The organism is Enterobacter sp. ENT03 (assembly GCF_019218745.1).
GTDB lineage: Bacteria > Pseudomonadota > Gammaproteobacteria > Enterobacterales > Enterobacteriaceae > Enterobacter_D.
Window position 1 is genome coordinate 983,162 of record NZ_JAHUXA010000001.1, and the last position, 17,720, is coordinate 1,000,881.

Annotated in this window: 16 protein-coding genes; 5 read left to right on the forward strand and 11 right to left on the reverse strand. The window is 58.5% G+C overall.

Features of this window, described 5'->3' with window-relative positions; translation table 11 throughout:
* Positions 1-179: 179 nt before the first annotated feature.
* Together amiA and hemF are read left to right on the forward strand one after the other, a co-directional pair.
* The gene (gene amiA / locus KW828_RS04765; protein ID WP_218335278.1) at positions 180-1,052 is read left to right on the forward strand and encodes an N-acetylmuramoyl-L-alanine amidase AmiA; all 873 of its coding nucleotides are present in this window, start codon (positions 180-182) and stop codon (positions 1,050-1,052) included.
* Positions 1,052-1,954, forward strand: coding sequence for an oxygen-dependent coproporphyrinogen oxidase (hemF, locus tag KW828_RS04770; RefSeq protein ID WP_218335279.1), 903 nt, complete (start codon positions 1,052-1,054; stop codon positions 1,952-1,954). The genes amiA and hemF overlap by 1 nt, the downstream gene beginning before the upstream one ends.
* Positions 1,955-2,110: 156 nt before the next feature.
* On the opposite strand, the gene KW828_RS04775 is transcribed toward hemF, so the two are convergent.
* The gene (locus KW828_RS04775) at positions 2,111-2,452 is read right to left on the reverse strand and encodes a RamA family antibiotic efflux transcriptional regulator (RefSeq protein WP_218335280.1); all 342 of its coding nucleotides are present in this window, start codon (positions 2,450-2,452) and stop codon (positions 2,111-2,113) included.
* Positions 2,453-2,493: 41 nt separating this feature from the next.
* Entirely contained in the window at positions 2,494-3,594 is a 1,101-nt protein-coding gene (locus KW828_RS04780; RefSeq protein WP_218335282.1) for an MBL fold metallo-hydrolase, read from the reverse strand.
* Between the two features lie 192 nt (positions 3,595-3,786).
* On the opposite strand from KW828_RS04780, the gene KW828_RS04785 reads away from it, so the two are divergent.
* Both KW828_RS04785 and KW828_RS04790 read left to right on the forward strand, forming a co-directional pair.
* Positions 3,787-4,368: a TetR/AcrR family transcriptional regulator gene (locus tag KW828_RS04785; protein WP_218335283.1), complete on the forward strand. Its 582-nt coding sequence runs from the start codon at positions 3,787-3,789 to the stop codon at positions 4,366-4,368.
* Entirely contained in the window at positions 4,368-4,739 is a 372-nt protein-coding gene (locus tag KW828_RS04790) for an MmcQ/YjbR family DNA-binding protein (protein ID WP_218335285.1), read from the forward strand. The genes KW828_RS04785 and KW828_RS04790 overlap by 1 nt, the downstream gene beginning before the upstream one ends.
* A 9-nt stretch (positions 4,740-4,748) precedes the next feature.
* Here KW828_RS04790 and KW828_RS04795 read toward each other — a convergent pair whose 3' ends face one another.
* On the reverse strand, positions 4,749-5,618 hold the full coding sequence (locus KW828_RS04795) for a helix-turn-helix transcriptional regulator (RefSeq protein ID WP_218335286.1): 870 nt from the start codon (positions 5,616-5,618) through the stop codon (positions 4,749-4,751).
* A gap of 108 nt (positions 5,619-5,726) precedes the next feature.
* Between KW828_RS04795 and KW828_RS04800 the strand changes: the two genes are divergently transcribed.
* Positions 5,727-7,151, forward strand: coding sequence for an MFS transporter (locus tag KW828_RS04800; protein ID WP_218335288.1), 1,425 nt, complete (start codon positions 5,727-5,729; stop codon positions 7,149-7,151).
* 2 nt (positions 7,152-7,153) lie between these two features.
* Here the strand turns inward: KW828_RS04800 and KW828_RS04805 are convergent, their stop codons facing one another.
* The 8 genes from KW828_RS04805 to KW828_RS04840 all read right to left on the reverse strand — a co-directional run bounded on the left by KW828_RS04805 (position 7,154) and on the right by KW828_RS04840 (position 17,536).
* Positions 7,154-8,017, reverse strand: a complete 864-nt coding sequence (locus tag KW828_RS04805) for a DMT family transporter (RefSeq protein WP_218335289.1) — start codon at positions 8,015-8,017, stop codon at positions 7,154-7,156.
* A gap of 21 nt (positions 8,018-8,038) precedes the next feature.
* On the reverse strand, positions 8,039-9,019 hold the full coding sequence (locus KW828_RS04810; protein WP_218335290.1) for a LacI family DNA-binding transcriptional regulator: 981 nt from the start codon (positions 9,017-9,019) through the stop codon (positions 8,039-8,041).
* A gap of 82 nt (positions 9,020-9,101) precedes the next feature.
* Positions 9,102-10,253, reverse strand: coding sequence for a Gfo/Idh/MocA family protein (locus tag KW828_RS04815; RefSeq protein ID WP_218335291.1), 1,152 nt, complete (start codon positions 10,251-10,253; stop codon positions 9,102-9,104).
* A complete protein-coding gene (locus KW828_RS04820) occupies positions 10,250-11,314 on the reverse strand; it encodes a sugar phosphate isomerase/epimerase (protein ID WP_218335292.1) in 1,065 nt (354 codons plus the stop codon). Before KW828_RS04820 ends, KW828_RS04815 begins: the two co-directional genes overlap by 4 nt.
* 15 nt (positions 11,315-11,329) lie before the next feature.
* A complete protein-coding gene (locus KW828_RS04825) occupies positions 11,330-12,571 on the reverse strand; it encodes an MFS transporter (RefSeq protein ID WP_218335294.1) in 1,242 nt (413 codons plus the stop codon).
* Positions 12,572-12,730: 159 nt separating this feature from the next.
* A complete protein-coding gene (gene pheP / locus KW828_RS04830) occupies positions 12,731-14,101 on the reverse strand; it encodes a phenylalanine transporter (RefSeq protein ID WP_218335295.1) in 1,371 nt (456 codons plus the stop codon).
* 105 nt (positions 14,102-14,206) lie between these two features.
* Positions 14,207-16,399: a TonB-dependent siderophore receptor gene (locus KW828_RS04835; protein WP_218335296.1), complete on the reverse strand. Its 2,193-nt coding sequence runs from the start codon at positions 16,397-16,399 to the stop codon at positions 14,207-14,209.
* Positions 16,400-16,444: 45 nt separating this feature from the next.
* Positions 16,445-17,536, reverse strand: a complete 1,092-nt coding sequence (locus KW828_RS04840) for a YncE family protein (RefSeq protein ID WP_218335298.1) — start codon at positions 17,534-17,536, stop codon at positions 16,445-16,447.
* Positions 17,537-17,720 lie beyond the last annotated feature (184 nt).

The following is a 17,720-nucleotide window of genomic DNA, read 5'->3' on the forward strand; positions in this document are numbered from 1 at the left end:
GATTATGGCGTGAAGTGCCGGGGAAACCAATATCCGGCGAAGTCAGCGTGAAAAAATGGCATAATATGAATCTGTCACGTATTGAAATGAAAAGTAAAACAAATCTTAACAACGAGTGTCGTAACGGATAACACGATACGATATAACACCACGGACCCCTTTTTTACAGTTCAGGCCGTATGAACACATTCAAACCCTTAAAAACACTCACCTCGCGTCGCCAGGTGCTCAAAGCCGGTCTGGCCGTTCTTACGCTGTCCGGCATGTCGAAAGCTATCGCAAAAGATGAAGCGTCGCTGAAGGTGACTAACACCCACAGCAAGCCAACGGCGAAAAAAAGCGGTGCACGCCGTGTCGTGGTGCTGGACCCCGGTCATGGTGGTATTGATACCGGCGCAATTGGCGGTAACGGTTCGAAAGAGAAACATGTGGTGCTGGCGATTGCCAAAAACGTGCGCGCTATCTTGCGCAGCAAAGGCATTGATGCCCGGCTGACGCGCACCGGCGATACCTTTATACCGCTTTACGATCGCGTGGAGATTGCCCATAAGCACGGCGCGGATCTGTTTATGTCGATCCACGCCGACGGCTTTACCAATCCGAATGCCGCCGGTGCCTCGGTGTTTGCCCTCTCCAACCGCGGGGCCAGTAGCGCAATGGCAAAATACCTGTCGGAGCGTGAAAACGCCGTGGACGAACTGGCAGGTAAAAAAGCCACCGATAAAGACCATCTGTTGCAGCAGGTGCTGTTCGATCTGGTGCAGACCGACACGATCAAAAACAGCCTGACGCTGGGCTCGCATATTCTGAAGCAGATCAAACCTGTTCACCGTCTGCACAGTAAGCACACGGAACAGGCGGCGTTTGTGGTGCTGAAATCGCCATCGGTGCCGTCGGTGCTGGTGGAAACCTCCTTTATCACCAATCCGGCGGAAGAAAAATTGCTGGGCACCACCGCCTTTCGCCAGAAGATCGCCAATGCGATTGCGGCGGGCGTCATCAGCTACTTCAACTGGTTCGATAACCAGAAAGCGCATTCGAGAAAACGTTAATGACCACACCTGACGCTCACCTGGTAAAAGCCTTCCTGTTGCAGTTGCAGGATGAGATATGCCAGCAGCTTTCCGCCGTTGACGGCGCAAGCTTCCTTGAAGATAACTGGCAGCGCGAGGCTGGCGGCGGCGGGCGTACCCGCGTGTTACGCAACGGCGGCGTGTTTGAGCAGGCGGGCGTAAATTTCTCGCACGTTTACGGCGCGGCGATGCCCGCCTCTGCCACGGCGCACCGTCCAGAGCTGGCCGGGCGTTCCTTCGAAGCAATGGGCGTCTCGCTGGTGGTGCATCCGCATAATCCGTATGTGCCCACCAGCCATGCCAACGTGCGTTTTTTCATTGCCGAAAAGCCCGGTGCTGATCCGGTGTGGTGGTTTGGCGGCGGTTTCGATCTGACACCGTTTTACGGTTTTGACGAGGATGCCGTCCACTGGCACCGTACCGCCCGCGATCTCTGCCTGCCGTTTGGCGAGGATGTCTATCCGCGCTATAAAAAATGGTGCGACGACTATTTCTTTCTGAAACACCGTAACGAGCAGCGCGGCATTGGCGGGCTGTTCTTTGACGATCTGAACACTCCGGATTTTGCACAGTGCTTTGCTTTTATGCAGGCGGTGGGCGAAGGTTACACGCAGGCTTATCTGCCGATCGTTGAAAAACGTCAGGCGCTGCCGTTTGGCGAGCGTGAGCGCGCCTTCCAGCTCTATCGTCGCGGGCGTTATGTCGAATTTAATCTGGTGTGGGATCGCGGAACGCTGTTTGGCCTGCAAACCGGCGGACGCACCGAATCGATCCTGATGTCGCTGCCGCCGCAGGTGGCGTGGGAATATAACTATCAGCCGGAGAGCGGCAGCCCGGAAGCGGCGCTGAGCGAGTTTATCCAGGTGCGGGACTGGGTGTAAGCCCAGCAATTCAGAACCTGCCCATCAGGCGTAATTGGTGCAGACAATCTGGACATGGACAGCGCGGAAAAACCGGAGCGTACAGATAGTACGTGAGGATTTTGAGCACTGCCCAGGCCCAGAGTGGCAAACAAAATAGCCTGATGGGTCAGGTTCTTAGTGCGTGACGCCGTGATTCTCGCGCCGATACGCTCCCGGCGGCTGATGAAACGTGCGGGTAAAAATGCGCGTAAACGTCTGCTGTGAATCAAAGCCATATTTCAGGCAAATATCGTAAACCTTCTGATCGGTGTCGCGCAGATCGCGCGCGGCCAGCAGAAGTTTACGCTCCCGAATATAACGCCCCAGACTTTCACCCTTGTAATGCATAAACAGGCGTTGCAAATGCCACTTCGAGTAGCCTGCGTGCCGGGCGATGTCATCAATCCGCAACGGTTGATGCAGATTGTCGTCGATCCACTCGACGATAGTGTCGATAACCTGAGCGGAAATCGTCATTTTTCTCCCCCTCTGCTCTTCGAAAGTGGTTTCAGGATGGATTACTGCCACCAGGCGCTGAACTGCTGTAGTGCGTCGGCGGCATGAACAGGTTCGCCCAGGCGCGGGGTGAGCAACCGGTAATCCCGGTTCTCGCTGGCCGCCGCCAGCCGTTTGTACGGGTCGTCCCAGGTATGTTTTGCCAGCACGAAGCGTCCGGCGTGACCGGGTAAAATCGCCCTGGCGTGCAGATCCACGGCGGCCTGGGCGGTTTCTTCCGGCATCATATGAATGTATTTCCAGTCTTCGTCGTACTGCCCGTTTTCAAGGATCGCCAGATCGACACTGCCGAACTGCTCGCCAATCGCCCTGAAATGCGGGCCGTAACCGGTGTCGCCGCTGTAGTAAACCTTACGCGCCGGGGTTTCCAGCATGAAACTGGCCCACAGCGTCTGGTTACGCTTCAGGCCGCGCCCGGAAAAATGCCGCGCGGGTAACACATGCACACGCAGGTCTTCGCTGATGTGCACCGCCTGGTTCCAGTCGGCTTCGGTGATGATCGCCGGATCCATACCCCAGTAGCGCAGGTGTGACCCGACGCCAAGCGGCGTGACTACCCGCTTCACTTTCGGCAGCAGCGCGGTGATGGTGGCGTGATCAAGGTGATCGTAATGGTCATGGGAGATGATCAGCAGATCGATGTCCGGCATCGTCTCAGCCCGCCACGGATACTCCCCGGCAAAGGCTTTATTAATAAACGAGAACGGCGCGGCGTAGTTGCTGAACACCGGGTCGATCAGAATGCGTTTTCCCGCCAGCTGTATATACCAGGACGAGTGGCCCAGCCAGACCAGGGTATCTTCCTGTAACGGCAGGCTCGCCAGATCGGTATTCACCATCGGCAGCGGCTGCGCCGGGCGGGCATTTTCGCGTTTGGTGACCAGGAACTCCCACCATGCCGCCAGCATATTTTTCTGACCGGTAAAGCCCGCCGTGGGCAGCGCGTTATGAAACTGACCGTCGCGATAGTGCGGTGATTTTTCCACTTCTGTAAGCTGTGCGCCCTGTGGCGGCTGGCCAAAGCCCGCGTTGAGGACAAAAGGTAAACTGGCCGTTGCTGCGACTAACATGACAATAACCACGCTAAAAAGGAGTCGGTTCATATCCAGGCTCAAAAAAAACCGCTCCTGTCCGCTGGAACGATAAGGGCACACTTGATTATGAGTGAGTAAGCACTCATTATAGAAAGGCATTGAAAGTCGTCAAGTCGATTTTCAATCTTTGACACCGGGCGTTGCGGCAACGCCTCTGGCATGGTTCAATCAGCGTTTTTGCGCAATGTGAGGGAATGTGTAGTGGCTCGTCCGAAAAGTGAAGATAAGAAGCAGGCCCTGCTGGATGCGGCGACAGAAGCGGTTGCGCAGTCCGGCATTATGGCGTCCACCGCATTAATTGCCCGCAAAGCGGGCGTGGCGGAAGGCACCCTGTTTCGCTACTTTGCCACCAAAGACGACCTCTTTAACGCCCTCTATGTGCATCTGAAAAGCGATCTCTGCCACACCATGCTGGCGGATCTCGACCGCACGGAGAGCGATGCGAAGCGTTTTACTCGCCATATCTGGAACCGTTATATCGACTGGGGTATTTCAAACCTCAACGGTCACGGGGCGATCCGCCAGTTGGCGGTCAGTGAAAAGATCACCCCAGAAACGCTGCAAATCGTGGAAGATATGTTCCCGGAACTGCGTCAGCTGTGCCGTCGCTCATTATTGCCGGTATTTATGACGGAAGAGTTTCGTGCCTTTGGCGATGCGCTGTTTTTATCACTGGCGGAAACCACCATGGGATTTGCCAGCCGCCAGCCAGAGCGTGCGGCGGATTTTAAAGCCCACGGCTTTGAAGCGATGTGGCGCGCCCTCTCCGTCGAGGATGAATAATGGACAGTCGATCCCTGCAAGCCTGCGCGCATCGCGTGGCGCTGGAATTACCCTTTACCGAGCACTGCTGGCCGTTTGGCCCGGACGCCGACGTTTTTAAAGTCAACGGCAAGATTTTCATGATGACGTCTATTGCGCACGGTCGTCCGTTGGTCAGCGTGAAAGCCGACCCGCAAAAAGCGCTGCTCAACCGGCAGATCTACCCAAGCATTGAGCCGGGCTGGCACCTGAATAAAAAACACTGGATCTCAATTTACGCGGGGGACGACATCAGCGAAGGGCTGGTGGAAGATCTGATCCTCGACGCCTGGCATCTGGTGGTCGACAGCCTGCCGAAAAAAGCCCGCCAGCGCATTCGCCCGGAAGGCTGAGTCTGACGCTCAGCTACGCGCCAGACTCTCCAGCGCCTGCTCCCCCGCCGCATCAACCGGCAGATACACCAGCAACCGCGAGCCGTTACGCGGCGCGGAATACCAGTACATCTGCTGCAACGTAAATTCCCCCAGCTGCGGATGATTGAAGGTTTTGATCTTATTTTCCACCCCGGAGACGTCATAGCGTTTATGCCACAACGCCTCGAATTCAGGCGAGACGGCAAAAAAGCGCGCCAGTTTATTCTCCCAGAACGGTTCGCCCCGGTGCTCCGCCATCGCCGCGCGGAAATAGGCCACAAACGTCGGCAGCACCGAGTCGTCGCTGCCAAGGCGGCTGCGCCAGACGGGGCTGGTGAGATAAAGATAAATACAGTTGCGCTCATCGTCGGGGATTTGCGCGAAATCAACGCCCATCAGGCGGCGAAAACTGTCGTTCCACGCCACGATGTCAAAGCTGGGGCGCTGAATACTGGCGGGTTGCGGATTCAGGCTGTCGAGCAGGCGTCGGGTACTGTCGCTGATCATTTCACAGCCGCTTAACGGCGGGATTTCACCGGGCGTTAAGCCTGCTAACACAAACAGATGGCGGGTTTCGGTGGGGGAACATTGCAGCGCCGTGGCAATGGCCTGCATCACCGTCGCGGAAGGATTAACTTCCCGCCCCTGCTCAAGCCAGGTGTACCAGGTCACACCGACATCGGCGAGCATCGCCACCTCTTCACGCCGCAGGCCAGGCGTGCGCCGACGCCCGCTGCGCGGCAGCCCCAGACGCTGCGGATCAAGGCTTTCCCGCCGTGCACGTAAAAACGCGCCAAGCTGTTTGCGGTTCTCATCCTGAATGGTCAGCGTCGCCGCCCGGTCAACCAGCATCGTCATAATCATCCCCAGCATGGTAGTGCCAGTACCAGTATAAGCAAGAACTGGTACCCGTTTAATGATTCCGCGATGCTACGTCCATCTGATGAATGACGCAATGGAGTTACCATGAATACCACTGCTGTTTCGCCGGGTCGGGCAGCGCTGATCGTGCTGCTGACCGGTCAAATGTTACCGCTGATCGACACCTCAATTACCAATGTGGCTCTTGATTCTATTACCGGATCGCTGCACCCCAGCGCCACGCAACTGGAGCTGATCGTCGCCCTGTACGGCGTGGCCTTTGCGGTCTGTCTGGCGATGGGCAGTAAGCTCGGCGATAACCTCGGTCGCCGCCGGGTGTTTATGTGGGGCGTGGCGGCATTTGGCGTCGCCTCGCTGCTGTGCGGCATGGCGACCTCAGTCGGGGCGCTGCTGGCTGCCCGCACTTTACAGGGCATGGGCGCGGCGCTGATCGTGCCGCAAATTCTCGCCACGCTGCACGTGACGCTGACAGGCAGCGCACGGGCGAAAGCCATCAGTCTATACGGCGGCATTGGCGGCATCGCCTTTATCATCGGGCAGATGGGCGGCGGCTGGCTGGTGTCCGCTGATATTGCCGGGCTGGGCTGGCGCAACGCCTTTTTCATCAACGTGCCGATCTGTCTGCTGGTGCTGGCCGTCGCGCGCCGTTATGTGCCGGAAACCCGCAGCGATGCGCCGTCGCGCATTGACTGGCGCGGCACGTCCCTGCTGGCAGTGATCCTCTGCTGTCTGCTGTTCCCGCTGGCTCTCGGCCCGGAACTGCACTGGCCGTGGCCGACAACGGCGGCGCTGCTGGCGGTGATCCCGCTGGCGCTGTGGATGCGCAGCGATGCCGCACGCCAGCAACAGCGCGGATCACAACCGCTGTTGCCGCCACGCCTGCTGAAGCTCCCCAGCATCCGGTTCGGCATCCTTATCGCCCTGCTGTTTTTCAGCGCCTGGTCCGGCTTTATGTTCTGTATGGCGCTGACCATGCAGGCAGGCATGGGCATGGCGCCGTGGCAGTCGGGAAACAGTTTTATCGCGCTGGGCGTCGCCTATTTTGTCTCCGCCTGGTATGCGCCAAAACTTATCGCCCGCTACGCGACCGGCACTATTTTGCTGACCGGTATCGCCATTCAGCTGCTCGGCCTGCTGGCGCTGATCGCCACGCTGACCGCGTCCGGGCGGATCGTGGGTGCGCTGGCACTGGCCCCGTCTACGGCGCTGATTGGCTACGGACAGGCGTTGATTGTGAACAGTTTTTACCGTATCGGGATGCGGGATATTGCCGCCCGTGATGCCGGAGCGGGCAGCGCCATCCTCAGTACGCTGCAACAGGCGACGCTCGGCCTGGGTCCGGCGGTATTAGGCGGCCTGTTCCTGCATCTGCTGGCGCGCAGCGAGGGGAATTATTCTTCGGCGCTGAGCGGCTTTCTCGCCGTGGAAGTGGTGATGATGCTGGCGCTGGCGACAGCGGCGATTTGCGGTCGCCAGCACCTGATGCCGGTCTGCACCGACAAACAGTAACACTAGGCGGGCAGCCGTTTTACCATCCGCCAGCGGAACCAGATTTGCGCCACGAGGATCAGCACGCCGCCGATGATTTTCTGTAGCGGCAGCCGTTCGCCGTACCACACGGAGGCGGCGATCACCGTCAGCAGCGGCTCCAGCACCATAATAATGGCGGCGCTGGCGACGGCGGCGTGTTTTTGCCCCTGCAATTGCAGGCCAAAGCGCAGCGCCGTGGCGATGAAAATACTGGCGATCAGCCAGCCAAAGGTGGTGGCGCTGATACCCTGCGTCCACGGCTCAAACAGCGCGGAGATCACAAGCGCGGTGAGGCCGGTGATCGCCAGTTGCGCGGTGGTGAGCGGGATCAGCGGCACCTCGCGGGCGACACGGCTGGTATAGCAAAAGGAAATAGACTGCACGAAGGCGGTGAGTAAAAACCAGCCCTGGCTGGCGTGGAAGGTAATGGGAACATGCAGGCTCAACAGCGCCAGGCCGATAATCGCCAGCGGCAGGCACTCCCAGTACGCCCGCGCCGGGCGCACGCCCATCATGCCCCAGGCCACCAGCGGCACAAACAGCATCGAGAGGCTCATAATGAACGCCCCCTCCCCCAGCGACGGCGTCACCGACACCGACCAGATCCACAAGCACAGGTTCAGCGCCATCCACAGACCGCTGATGATCACCGGCTTCAGCTGAATGCGGGCAATGCGTTCACCGCGACAGAACGGCAGCAGCACCAGCGCGCCACCGCAGAAACGCAGCGCAAGGAAAGCGAAAACCGGCATACCGGCAATGGCCTCACGGGAGAAGATCCAGCCGCAGGCGGCGATCATCGTAGTCAGGACGAGAAAAAGATCAGCTTGTCGTTGCCGGTTCACCGGAAACACTCCCTTAAAAAACTACGCGCTCAGGCGAGAAATATAGTGCCAGTCCATCATCACCCGCTGGGCGGGGGCATCCGGGTTGTCGATTTTATTCAGCAGTAGCCCGACGGCGGTGCGGCCAATGTCCTGGGAGGGTTGCTCAATGGTGGTGAGCGGCGGCGAAACCATTTCCGCCAGCGCCGTACCGTCAAAGCCCACCACCGCAATATCCTCCGGCGTTTTCAGCCCGGCACTGGCAATCGCCAGCATCGCTCCTGCCGCCAGCGTGTCCGATACCGCAAACACCGCGTCCGGGCGCACGTCGGCCTGCAACAGCTTCTCCATCGCCTGCACGCCCGCGCGGAAGCTCAGTTCGCTGGCATATTCCACGGCGTTATAGTCCAGCTTGCCCTGATGCAGCCCGGTTTTATAACCGCGCTCGCGCAGACGGGCGTATTTGTAGCTGAGATCGTGGTTGATGAGCGCAATGCGCTGGCGGCCACCAGCCACCAGTTGCCCGATCACGTGCTGGGCGGCGTCAACATCGTTAATGCCGACGCAGGAGACATTGCCGGCATCGGCGTATTCCGCACACTGCACCCAGGGCGCCTGACCGATCATCGCGGTCAGTTCCGGTAATTTGCTGAAGGCGTCCATGGTGATAATACCATCGACAATTTTACCGGAGAGCAGCTTCAGCGCCGAGGTGGAACGCGCCACGTCGGAGCCGGAGTTACACAGCAGAATGCGGTAGCCGTTTTTCTCAGCCTCTTCTTCAATGCCCTTGACCACTTCTGCGCAAAACGGGTTGGCGATGTTAGACACCAGCACGAGGATCATATAGCTGCGCGCGGTGCGCAGCTGGCGGGCCAGCAGGTTGGGCTGATAATTGCTTTCCTGAATAGCCGCCAGTACCCGTTCGCGATTTTTCGCTTTTACGGAGTCGCTGTTGTTGAGCACGCGCGACACCGTGGCGACGGAGACGCCTGCCAGCCGGGCGATTTTCTGAATTGACATAAAACGGACACATCCTGCGGTTGGCGCAATGCAATGCTTGCAGGCTATCACAAATTTAGTGCCCGGCGAACCGGGCTGTCGTTCACGAGGCCACGCGGATCCAGCGCTGCTGCTGATGACTTTTCACAATGGCATCAATGATAAACATCACGTTCGCGCCATCCTCAAAGGTGGCGAACGGGGCCGTTCCGGCGGCGGGCATTTTTCCGGCGCGCACTGCCTCATAAAATTGCAGCATCATATTTTTGAAGGCATCCGGCCAGCCTTCGATATGCCCGCCGGGGAAGTGGGCGCTGGCGGCGGCGTCCCGTGCCATCAGGCCAGGATCGTCCGTGAGGATCTGATTGGGCTGATTACGGTGCCCAATCCACAACTGCTGCGGCACTTCCTGATCCCAGGCCAGCGAACAGGCGCTGCCGTTGATCTCAAAACTGAGGCGGTTTTTGCGCCCGGCGCTGACCTGCGAAACGCTGAAACAGCCTTTGCTGCCGTCGTCAAAACGCAGCAGGACCGCACCGCCATCTTCGGTGGTGACCGGTTTATCCTCATACTGCGCGGTCTCGTTGCCGTGGCTGAAGGTCGCCCCGCCGTCGGTGCGCGCTTTGCGCGTTGGCCAGACGATCGCCAGATCCGCCATCACCTCGGTGATGCGCCGCCCGGTGACAAACTGCACCGTGTCGCACCAGTGAGAGCCAATATCCGCCACCGCGCGGGAGAGGCCGCCCATTGCTGCGTCCACCCGCCAGTTATAGTCGGTTTCCAGCACCATCCAGTCCTGCAAATAGCTGCCGTTAACCGAAAACAGCCGCCCCGTTTGCCCGTGGCGCTGCATACTCGCCGCCTGCTGCACCATCGCAAACTGCCGGTAAACGAAGCTGACGCCATGCACCACCCCTGCCGCCTGTGCCAGCGCCACCAGTTCGCGGGCTTCTTCCGGCGTCATGCACAGCGGTTTTTCGGAAAAGACGTGCTTTCCGGCGCGCAGGACCTGCCGGTTGATTTCCGCATGCAGATGATTCGGCGTGCAGTTATGCACCACGTCCAGCCCCGGATGCGCCAGAAAATCCTCCACCGCGCCGTAGGCGTGCGGCACGTTCAGCGCCGCCGCTTTTTCCTGCGCGGCGATAAGCGAGCTGTCGCACAGCGCAACCACCTCAACGAAACCCAGACGGCGCAGGGCTTCAATATGCGCCGGACCGATAAAGCCGCTGCCGATAATACCGACCTTGATCATGAGGCGTCTCCCAGTCCGAGCATGCGGCGCACGCTGGCGCGATCTGAGGCGCTGGCGGCAAAATCATCAAACGCACGATCCGCCACCGGAATGATATGCCGACGGATAAATTCGCTGCCCTCCCGCGCGCCCGCATCGCCCGCTTTCAGGCAGCACTCCCACTCCAGCACCGCCCAGCCGTCATAGCCGTACTGCGTCAGCTTGCTGAAAATTGCCCCGAAGTCGATCTGCCCGTCGCCTGGCGAGCGGAAGCGTCCGGCGCGGTCGATCCACGGCTGATAGCCGCCGTAGACGCCGCTGCGCCCGTTGCGGCGGAACTCCGCATCTTTAACGTGAAAGGCTTTGATACGCCCATGATAGCGATCGATAAACGCCAGATAGTCGATGTGCTGCAACAGCAGATGGCTCGGGTCGTAGAGCATATTGCAGCGCGGATGGTGATCCACCAGCGCCAGAAAACGCTCAAAGGTAGCGCCGTCGTGCAGATCTTCCCCCGGATGGATCTCAAAGCAGACGTTAACCCCATGGCGATCAAAGACGTCAAAGATCGGACGCCAACGGGCAGCCAGTTCATGAAAGGCTTCCTCCAGCAGCTGCACATTGTGCGGCGGCCAGGGGTAAAAATAGGGCCACGCCAGCGCGCCGGAAAAGGTGGCGTGCGCCGTTAAGCCAAGCCGCTGTGACGCCCGCGCCGCCTGCTCAAGCTTTTCCACCGCCCACGCCTGCCGCGCGGCGGGGTTGCCGCGCACTTCCGGCGGAGCAAAAGCATCAAAGGCCGCATCATAGGCAGGATGCACGGCAATCAACTGTCCTTCCAGATGGGTGGAGAGTTCGCTGATGACCAGCCCGTGCCCCGCCAGCCTCGCGATAATGTCATCGCAGTACGCCTGGCTTTCCGCCGCCCGCGCGACGTCAAAAATCGCCGGATGGTTGCAGGGAATTTGCAGCGCTTTATAGCCGTGCTCTGCCGCCCATGCCGCGATGCCATCGAGCGTGTTAAAAGGCGCGTCGCTGCCAATAAACTGCGACAGGAAAATACCCGGTCCTTTAATGGTTCTCATAACCTCTCCCACACCTTAAGCCTGTGCTTTATCGTCGTATTTGAATGACAACATGAAAATCAACGCGATAACCGCGGCGGCCACCGCCGGGCTCCACCAGAAGGTCACCCACGCCTGCGGTACGCTTTGCCCCGCCACCAGACGGTTATAGAGCGCGCCGGAGATCTGCGAGCCGAGCAGCATGCCGATACCATAAGTGAACATCACGATCATGCTTTGCGCCTGACCTTTCACTTTTTCCCCTGCCACGCGATCGGTGTAGATAAAGCCGACCACAAAGAAGAAGTCATAGCAGATACCGTGCAGCAGAATGCCGAGATAGAGCAGGAAGCGCCCTTCTTCGCTGACGCCCAGCGCAAAAAAGGCGTAGCGCACGAACCAGGCGAACATGCCGATCAACAACATGTATTTCACGCCCAGGCGGCGGAACAGCAGCGGGATCACCAGCATGAAGAAGATTTCGGACATCTGCCCGAAGGACATGGCGGTGCTGACATCCGCGACACCGGCGTCGGCGAGATAAGACGCGGTATAGGCGTAATAGGTACCCAGCGGCACGGAAATCAGCATCGCGCACAGCGAGAAGACAAAAAAGTGACGCGTTTTCAGCAGCGCGAAGGCATCGGCACAAAACAGATCGCGCACCTTCACCGGCAGGCCTTTTGCCGGGGCGGGCGTGTGCGGCAGCGTCAGGCTGTAGATCGCCAGCGCCACCGAGCTGAGGGCCGCTACCATAAAGATGCTGGTGCTGGAGGCGATACCGGTCACGCCGATAAAGATCCCCGCCACAATCCAGCCGATGGTGCCGAACACGCGCACCACCGGGAAGGTTTTATCGATATTGCGCAGGCTGTGAAAGGCGATGTTGTTGGTTAACGCCAGCGTCGGCATATAGCAAAGCGTGTAGCCAAACAGCAGGCCAATCAGCAGCGCACCGTTTTCCGCCACCAGCGCCTGGGGTACAAACCATAAGATCACCGCACCCGCGAGGTGCATCACCGCCATCACTTTTTGCGAGGCAAAAAAGCGATCCACCAGCATGCCGAGCACGAACGGCGAGAGAATAGAGGCGATGGGACCGGCAGAAAACGCATCGCCAATCAGCAGCGCCATATTGTGCTGCGTCATCACCAGACCGAGGGTGACTGACCAGCTACCCCAGATAAAAAACTGTAAGAACATCATCAGCGACAGCCGCGGTACGAGTAACCGGTGCTGCGCCAGATTGCTTCCGCTACTTTCGGTTGTTGACACCATTTTATTGCCTCACCTGTGAAAAGTAATCGATTACAAATTGCCGTCAACCAGAAAGTAATCGATTACAAAACAAGGCGCATCGTGATCGAACGGGATCCGCGAGGTGGATCACGATAAATAATCAGGGAGTCCCCTCATCGGGCGATGAGGGGAAAAGGATCACGCTTTCGCGCGGCGCATCACCTTAAAGGCGAGGAACAGGAACAGGATCCACACCGGCAGCAGGATAGCGGACGTCCGCATACTTTCCATGGTGCACATCAGGCCGAGGATCATCAGCAGGAAAGCGATGCACAGGTAATTGCTCGCCGGATAAAACAGCGCTTTAAACTGGGTATCACGCCCCTTGCGGCGCATGGCGGCGCGGAATTTAAGGTGCGCAAGGCAGATCATCATCCAGTTAAGCAGCAGCGTGGCCACCACCAGCGCCATCAGCAGACCAAAGGCTTCCTGCGGCAGCAGATAGTTCACCAGGATCACCAGCGAGGTAATGGCCGCCGACAGGAACAGAGAATTCACCGGCACGCCGCGTTTGTTGACGCGGGTTAAAAACGCCGGGGCGTTGCCCTGCACCGACAGGCCGAACAGCATTCGGCTGTTGGAGTACACGCCGCTGTTAAACACCGACAGCGACGCCACCAGAATGATGAAGTTCAGCGCCGAGGCGACGATGTTGCTGTCCATTTCATGGAAGATCATCACAAAGGGGCTACTGTTGGCTTTTACGTCCACCCACGGATAGAGCGCTAACAGCACCACCAGCGAGCCGATGTAAAACAGCAAAATGCGATACACCACCTGGTTCACGGCTTTTGGGATGGTGTTTTCCGGGGAGCTGGCTTCCGCCGCGGTGATGCCAATCAGCTCAAGGCCGCCAAAGGAGAACATGATCACCGCCAGCGACAGGATCAGCCCGTGCCAGCCGGTGGCCATAAAGCCGCCGTGCTGCCACAGATTCTCAATGCCCGCGCGCTCGCCGCCGGTCCCGGAGAACAGCAGCCACAGGCCAAAGCCGATCATGGCAATAATCGCCAGCACTTTGATCAGCGCAAACCAGAATTCCATTTCGCCGTACAGGCGCACGTTCACCAGATTGACGGCGTTGATAAGAATAAAGAAGGTCGCCGCCCAGACCCAGGTCGGTACGTCCGGCAGCCAGAACTGCATATAAATGCCGGCGGCGGTGAGTTCCGCCATGCCTACCAGCACGAACATGACCCAGTAGTTCCAGCCGGAGAGGAAGCCCGCAAAAGGCCCCCAGTATTTATACGCGAAATGGGAAAAGGATCCGGATACCGGCTCTTCGACCACCATTTCACCTAACTGGCGCATGATCAAAAAGGCGATGATCCCCGCCAGCGCGTAACCGAGCAGCACCGCCGGGCCTGCCATCTGGATCGCCGGACCGATGCCGAGAAACAGCCCGGTACCAATCGCGCCACCGAGGGCGATAAGCTGAATATGACGGTTTTTTAAACCCCGTTGCAGTGTCGGCACGGTATCCGGCGCGACGTCTGACGCGTTTTTCACGTCTTTCCCCTGTGTCTTTTATTTGAAGGGGCACGTTTTAACATTTAGCGCCGGCGGTAGCAATTATGATGGGCGTCCCTGCCCGTCATAACGAGGTGCAGGGGATCAGAAATCGTAATTCATTGAGACTTTCAGCGTGCGTCCTTCACCCTGGAAAATATAGGTGCCGAGATCTTCAACGCCAGACCAGTATTTCTCATTGGTGACGTTATCCACACCTACGCGCCAGACCAGCTCGTTTTGCGCGTCGTTAAGGCGCATACGGTAACGCATGCCGAGATCCAGTGTGGTGTAGCTGTCGAGTTTTTTGGTGTTGGCGGCGTTGGCGTACTGCGAGCCAGTGTGGTTGACGCGCGCGGTGGCAGTCAGGCCATCCACCGGTTTGATGTCGTACTCCGCGCCCAGCACCATAAAGAAGTTCGGCACGCCGATGGCGTCTTTGCCGTCGTTGATGCCGTCTTTGGTACGGGTCATTTCGGGATCGATCCAGGTGGTGCTGCCGTTAAGACGCAGCCCATACACCGGTTCGCCAAACACATTCAGCTCCAGGCCGCGGTTACGCTGTTCGCCGTCCAGCCCGTAACGCTTCGTGGTGCTGTCCATAATGGCGGAGGGCTTTTTGATTTCAAACAGCGCCAGTGTCCCGCCGATGCGACCATAGTCCACCTTCACGCCCACTTCGTTTTGCTTCGCGTGAATAATACCGACAGATTCAAAGGCGTTGGCGGCATCTTTCGGCGCGTTGCTGCCTGGCTGTAAGGATTCGGTGTGGTTGGCGTAGAACGACACCTGTTCCCACGGCTTGTACACCAGGCCATACGTCGGCATCCAGCGGCTTTCGGTGTAACGTGCGCTGAGGGTTTCCGCACCGGTGGCATTGCTGTAGTTACGCACCACCACTTTTTGATGGCGGGCGGCAAGGGTCAGTTGCAGGCGGTCATCCAGCACGCCTAACGTGTCGCTGAACAGCCAGCCCTGGGTACGGTTGCGGCTGGTGGTTAAGGGATCGGAATAGTTGCCGCCGATAGTGTTGTAATCCGGGCGCGGCACGCTTGCGGTGTCATAGATATTGATCAGCGGGCGATTCGCTTCTGCGGTGGAGCGCCAGGCGGTTTTATCCTGTTTAGTCAGCGCGGAATATCCGGCATTCACGTTATGCGATACCACGCCGGTATCGAACTGCCCGCGCAGCCCGGCCATCCCGCTGAACGAGTCAGAAATACGGTTGGTGTCCAGACGACCAATCCGCGCATCGCCCTGCTTATTGATGATCTCCGGCGAACTGTAGACCCCGGTTTCGTGGGCATGCTGACCGCCAAACGCCGTGTACGCGGTCCAGGCATCCGTCACATCAAACTCGGCGCGCGCCATACCGAATTCATTTTCGATGTCGCTGTAGCCCCATTTCTGGCTGTAGTTGTGCGTGGCATCCGGCAGAGCGGGAATGAAATCGACCTTGCTGATTTTGATACCGACATTGCTGCCGTGGAAGGTTTTCTTCTGGTAGCCCATGTCCAGCGAGGTACGCAGGCGGTCACCACGATAATCGAGCCCGATGGCGGCAAGCGTGGTGCGGCGGCGATCGTCATCCACGGCCCCCTCACCTTCCCGGTGCAACAGGTTGACCCGCGCGCCGAACTGATTGTCATCGCCAAAACGACGCCCCAGATCCAGCGAGGTACCGATCTGCGCCTGGCTGCTGTAATCCACGCCGACGCGGGTGACTGGCGTGTCTTCCGCGTGTTTTGGCTCAAGGTTGATCATACCGCCCACGCCGCTGGCCGCCGCGCCGTTCAACAGGCCGTTTGCACCTTTGAAGATTTCCACCCGTTCCAGCATCTGCGTATCCACGACCTGACGCGGTACGATACCCGGCAGGCCGCCCATGGTCATGTCGTCGCCGTCGAGCTTAAAGCCGCGAATGCGGTAGGTTTCGGCGAAGTTGCCGTAGCCCTGCACCGCCTGCACACCGGCGTCATTGCTGACCACATCGGCAATCGTTTTTGCCTGTTGATCCTGCACTGCTTTCGCGGTGTAACCGATGACGTTGAACGGTACGTCCATGGCATTTTGCTCGCCGAGCATCCCCAGACGCCCGCCGTGCGCCACCTGACCGTCCAGGTACGCAGGAACCAGTTGATCGCCGCCAGCGGTAAAATCGCTGCCCGCCGCCTGAACCACAATCGTATCTTCCGTCGTCACCGGAGCCTGACTTTCCGCCGTCGCGGCAGGGGTTACGGCGCCGATCGCCAGCGCCAGCAACGTCTTATGCAAAGGAGCAGTACTGTTCATTGTCATCTTTTATGAGAAAGGGATAAAAAGCCCGTCGCCGGGCCGGTTCGGTTATTTATTCAGGTCAATACGGACCACGCTGTCCGGGCCTTTGGTGGAATGATCTTTATTGAACGCCTGTTTCACGGTCACAAACAGCGTCTGACCATCCGCCGAGAGCAGCAGGCTGTTCGGATGCGGCGGCAGGTCCCAGGATTTTTTTACCGCGTAAGTGGTGGCGTCGAGGCTCAGCACTTTGCCGGAATCACGCTGAGAAATATAAAGCTCGTTGCGTGTGGCGTTGAATTTCACCGCCAGGGAGTCGCCCACCGGCAGCTGCTTTATCATCTCGCCGGTATTTATATCCAGCACCAGCGTGGTTTTGGCTTTCGAGTTATCGGTGACGAACAGGCGGCCTGTCGCGCTGTCTTCCGCGATATTCAGCAGCAGCGCGGTTTTCTCACCGAGCGGTTTCCAGCGTTTTTCGATGCGGTTATTGCGCGGGTTGATCACCAGGATCTCACCGCCGCCGTTAGCCGCATAAATGCGTCCGGTTTTTTCCGAGTAATGCAGGCCGGTCATCCATTTGCCGGTGTTTTTGATGCGGGTTTTCAGCTTCATGGTTTTCGCATCAACCACCCAGATCAGCGCCGGATCCGCTACCGCGCCGATATAGAGCAGACCGTTGTGCAGCAGCACCTGACGCGCACCGTAGGGGAAGCCTTCCGGGTTACGCTCCGGGAACAGGGCACGCGCGATCACTTTGCCGTCAGCGGTGGCGATCGCGCTGATCCCCGCATCCAGCGAGTTGGTGACATACAGGGTTTTACCGTCTGCGGAAATATCCACGCCAAAGTTTTTCAGATCGGTATGGGTGACGCCGAGGGTTTTCAGGGTTTTCGGATCGAGTTTGTAGATCATCCCACCCTGCACATCTTTGAAGCCTTCAGCGCTGGCGACATAAAGCGCGTCGCCCGCCGGACTTAACGCCAGTTCGTACACCCCTTCTGCCAGCACGCATTTCACGACGCTGCTGTCGGCAGGCAGCGTCGTCTGCGCTTTCGGCGCATCAGCGGCTTTTTTAGCGTCGGACGTGTGCGGCGTGCTGCACCCGCCCAGGGTAATCGCAACCAGCAGCGCCAGTGCAGACGTTTTCATTTTCATGTGGAAAATCCTTGCCTTGAGTGCAAACAGTCAGGGAGGTAGCGCCGGCGCGCATAACAATAAAGAGAATGAGAACTATACTCATTATGTTTAGGCAAGCAAGATTATTTGTCACAATCCATAACGAATTGTCATCAAGGGTAAGCAGCGGGCTGGCGCGGGGTGAAAATCCGCAGTAAAGAAG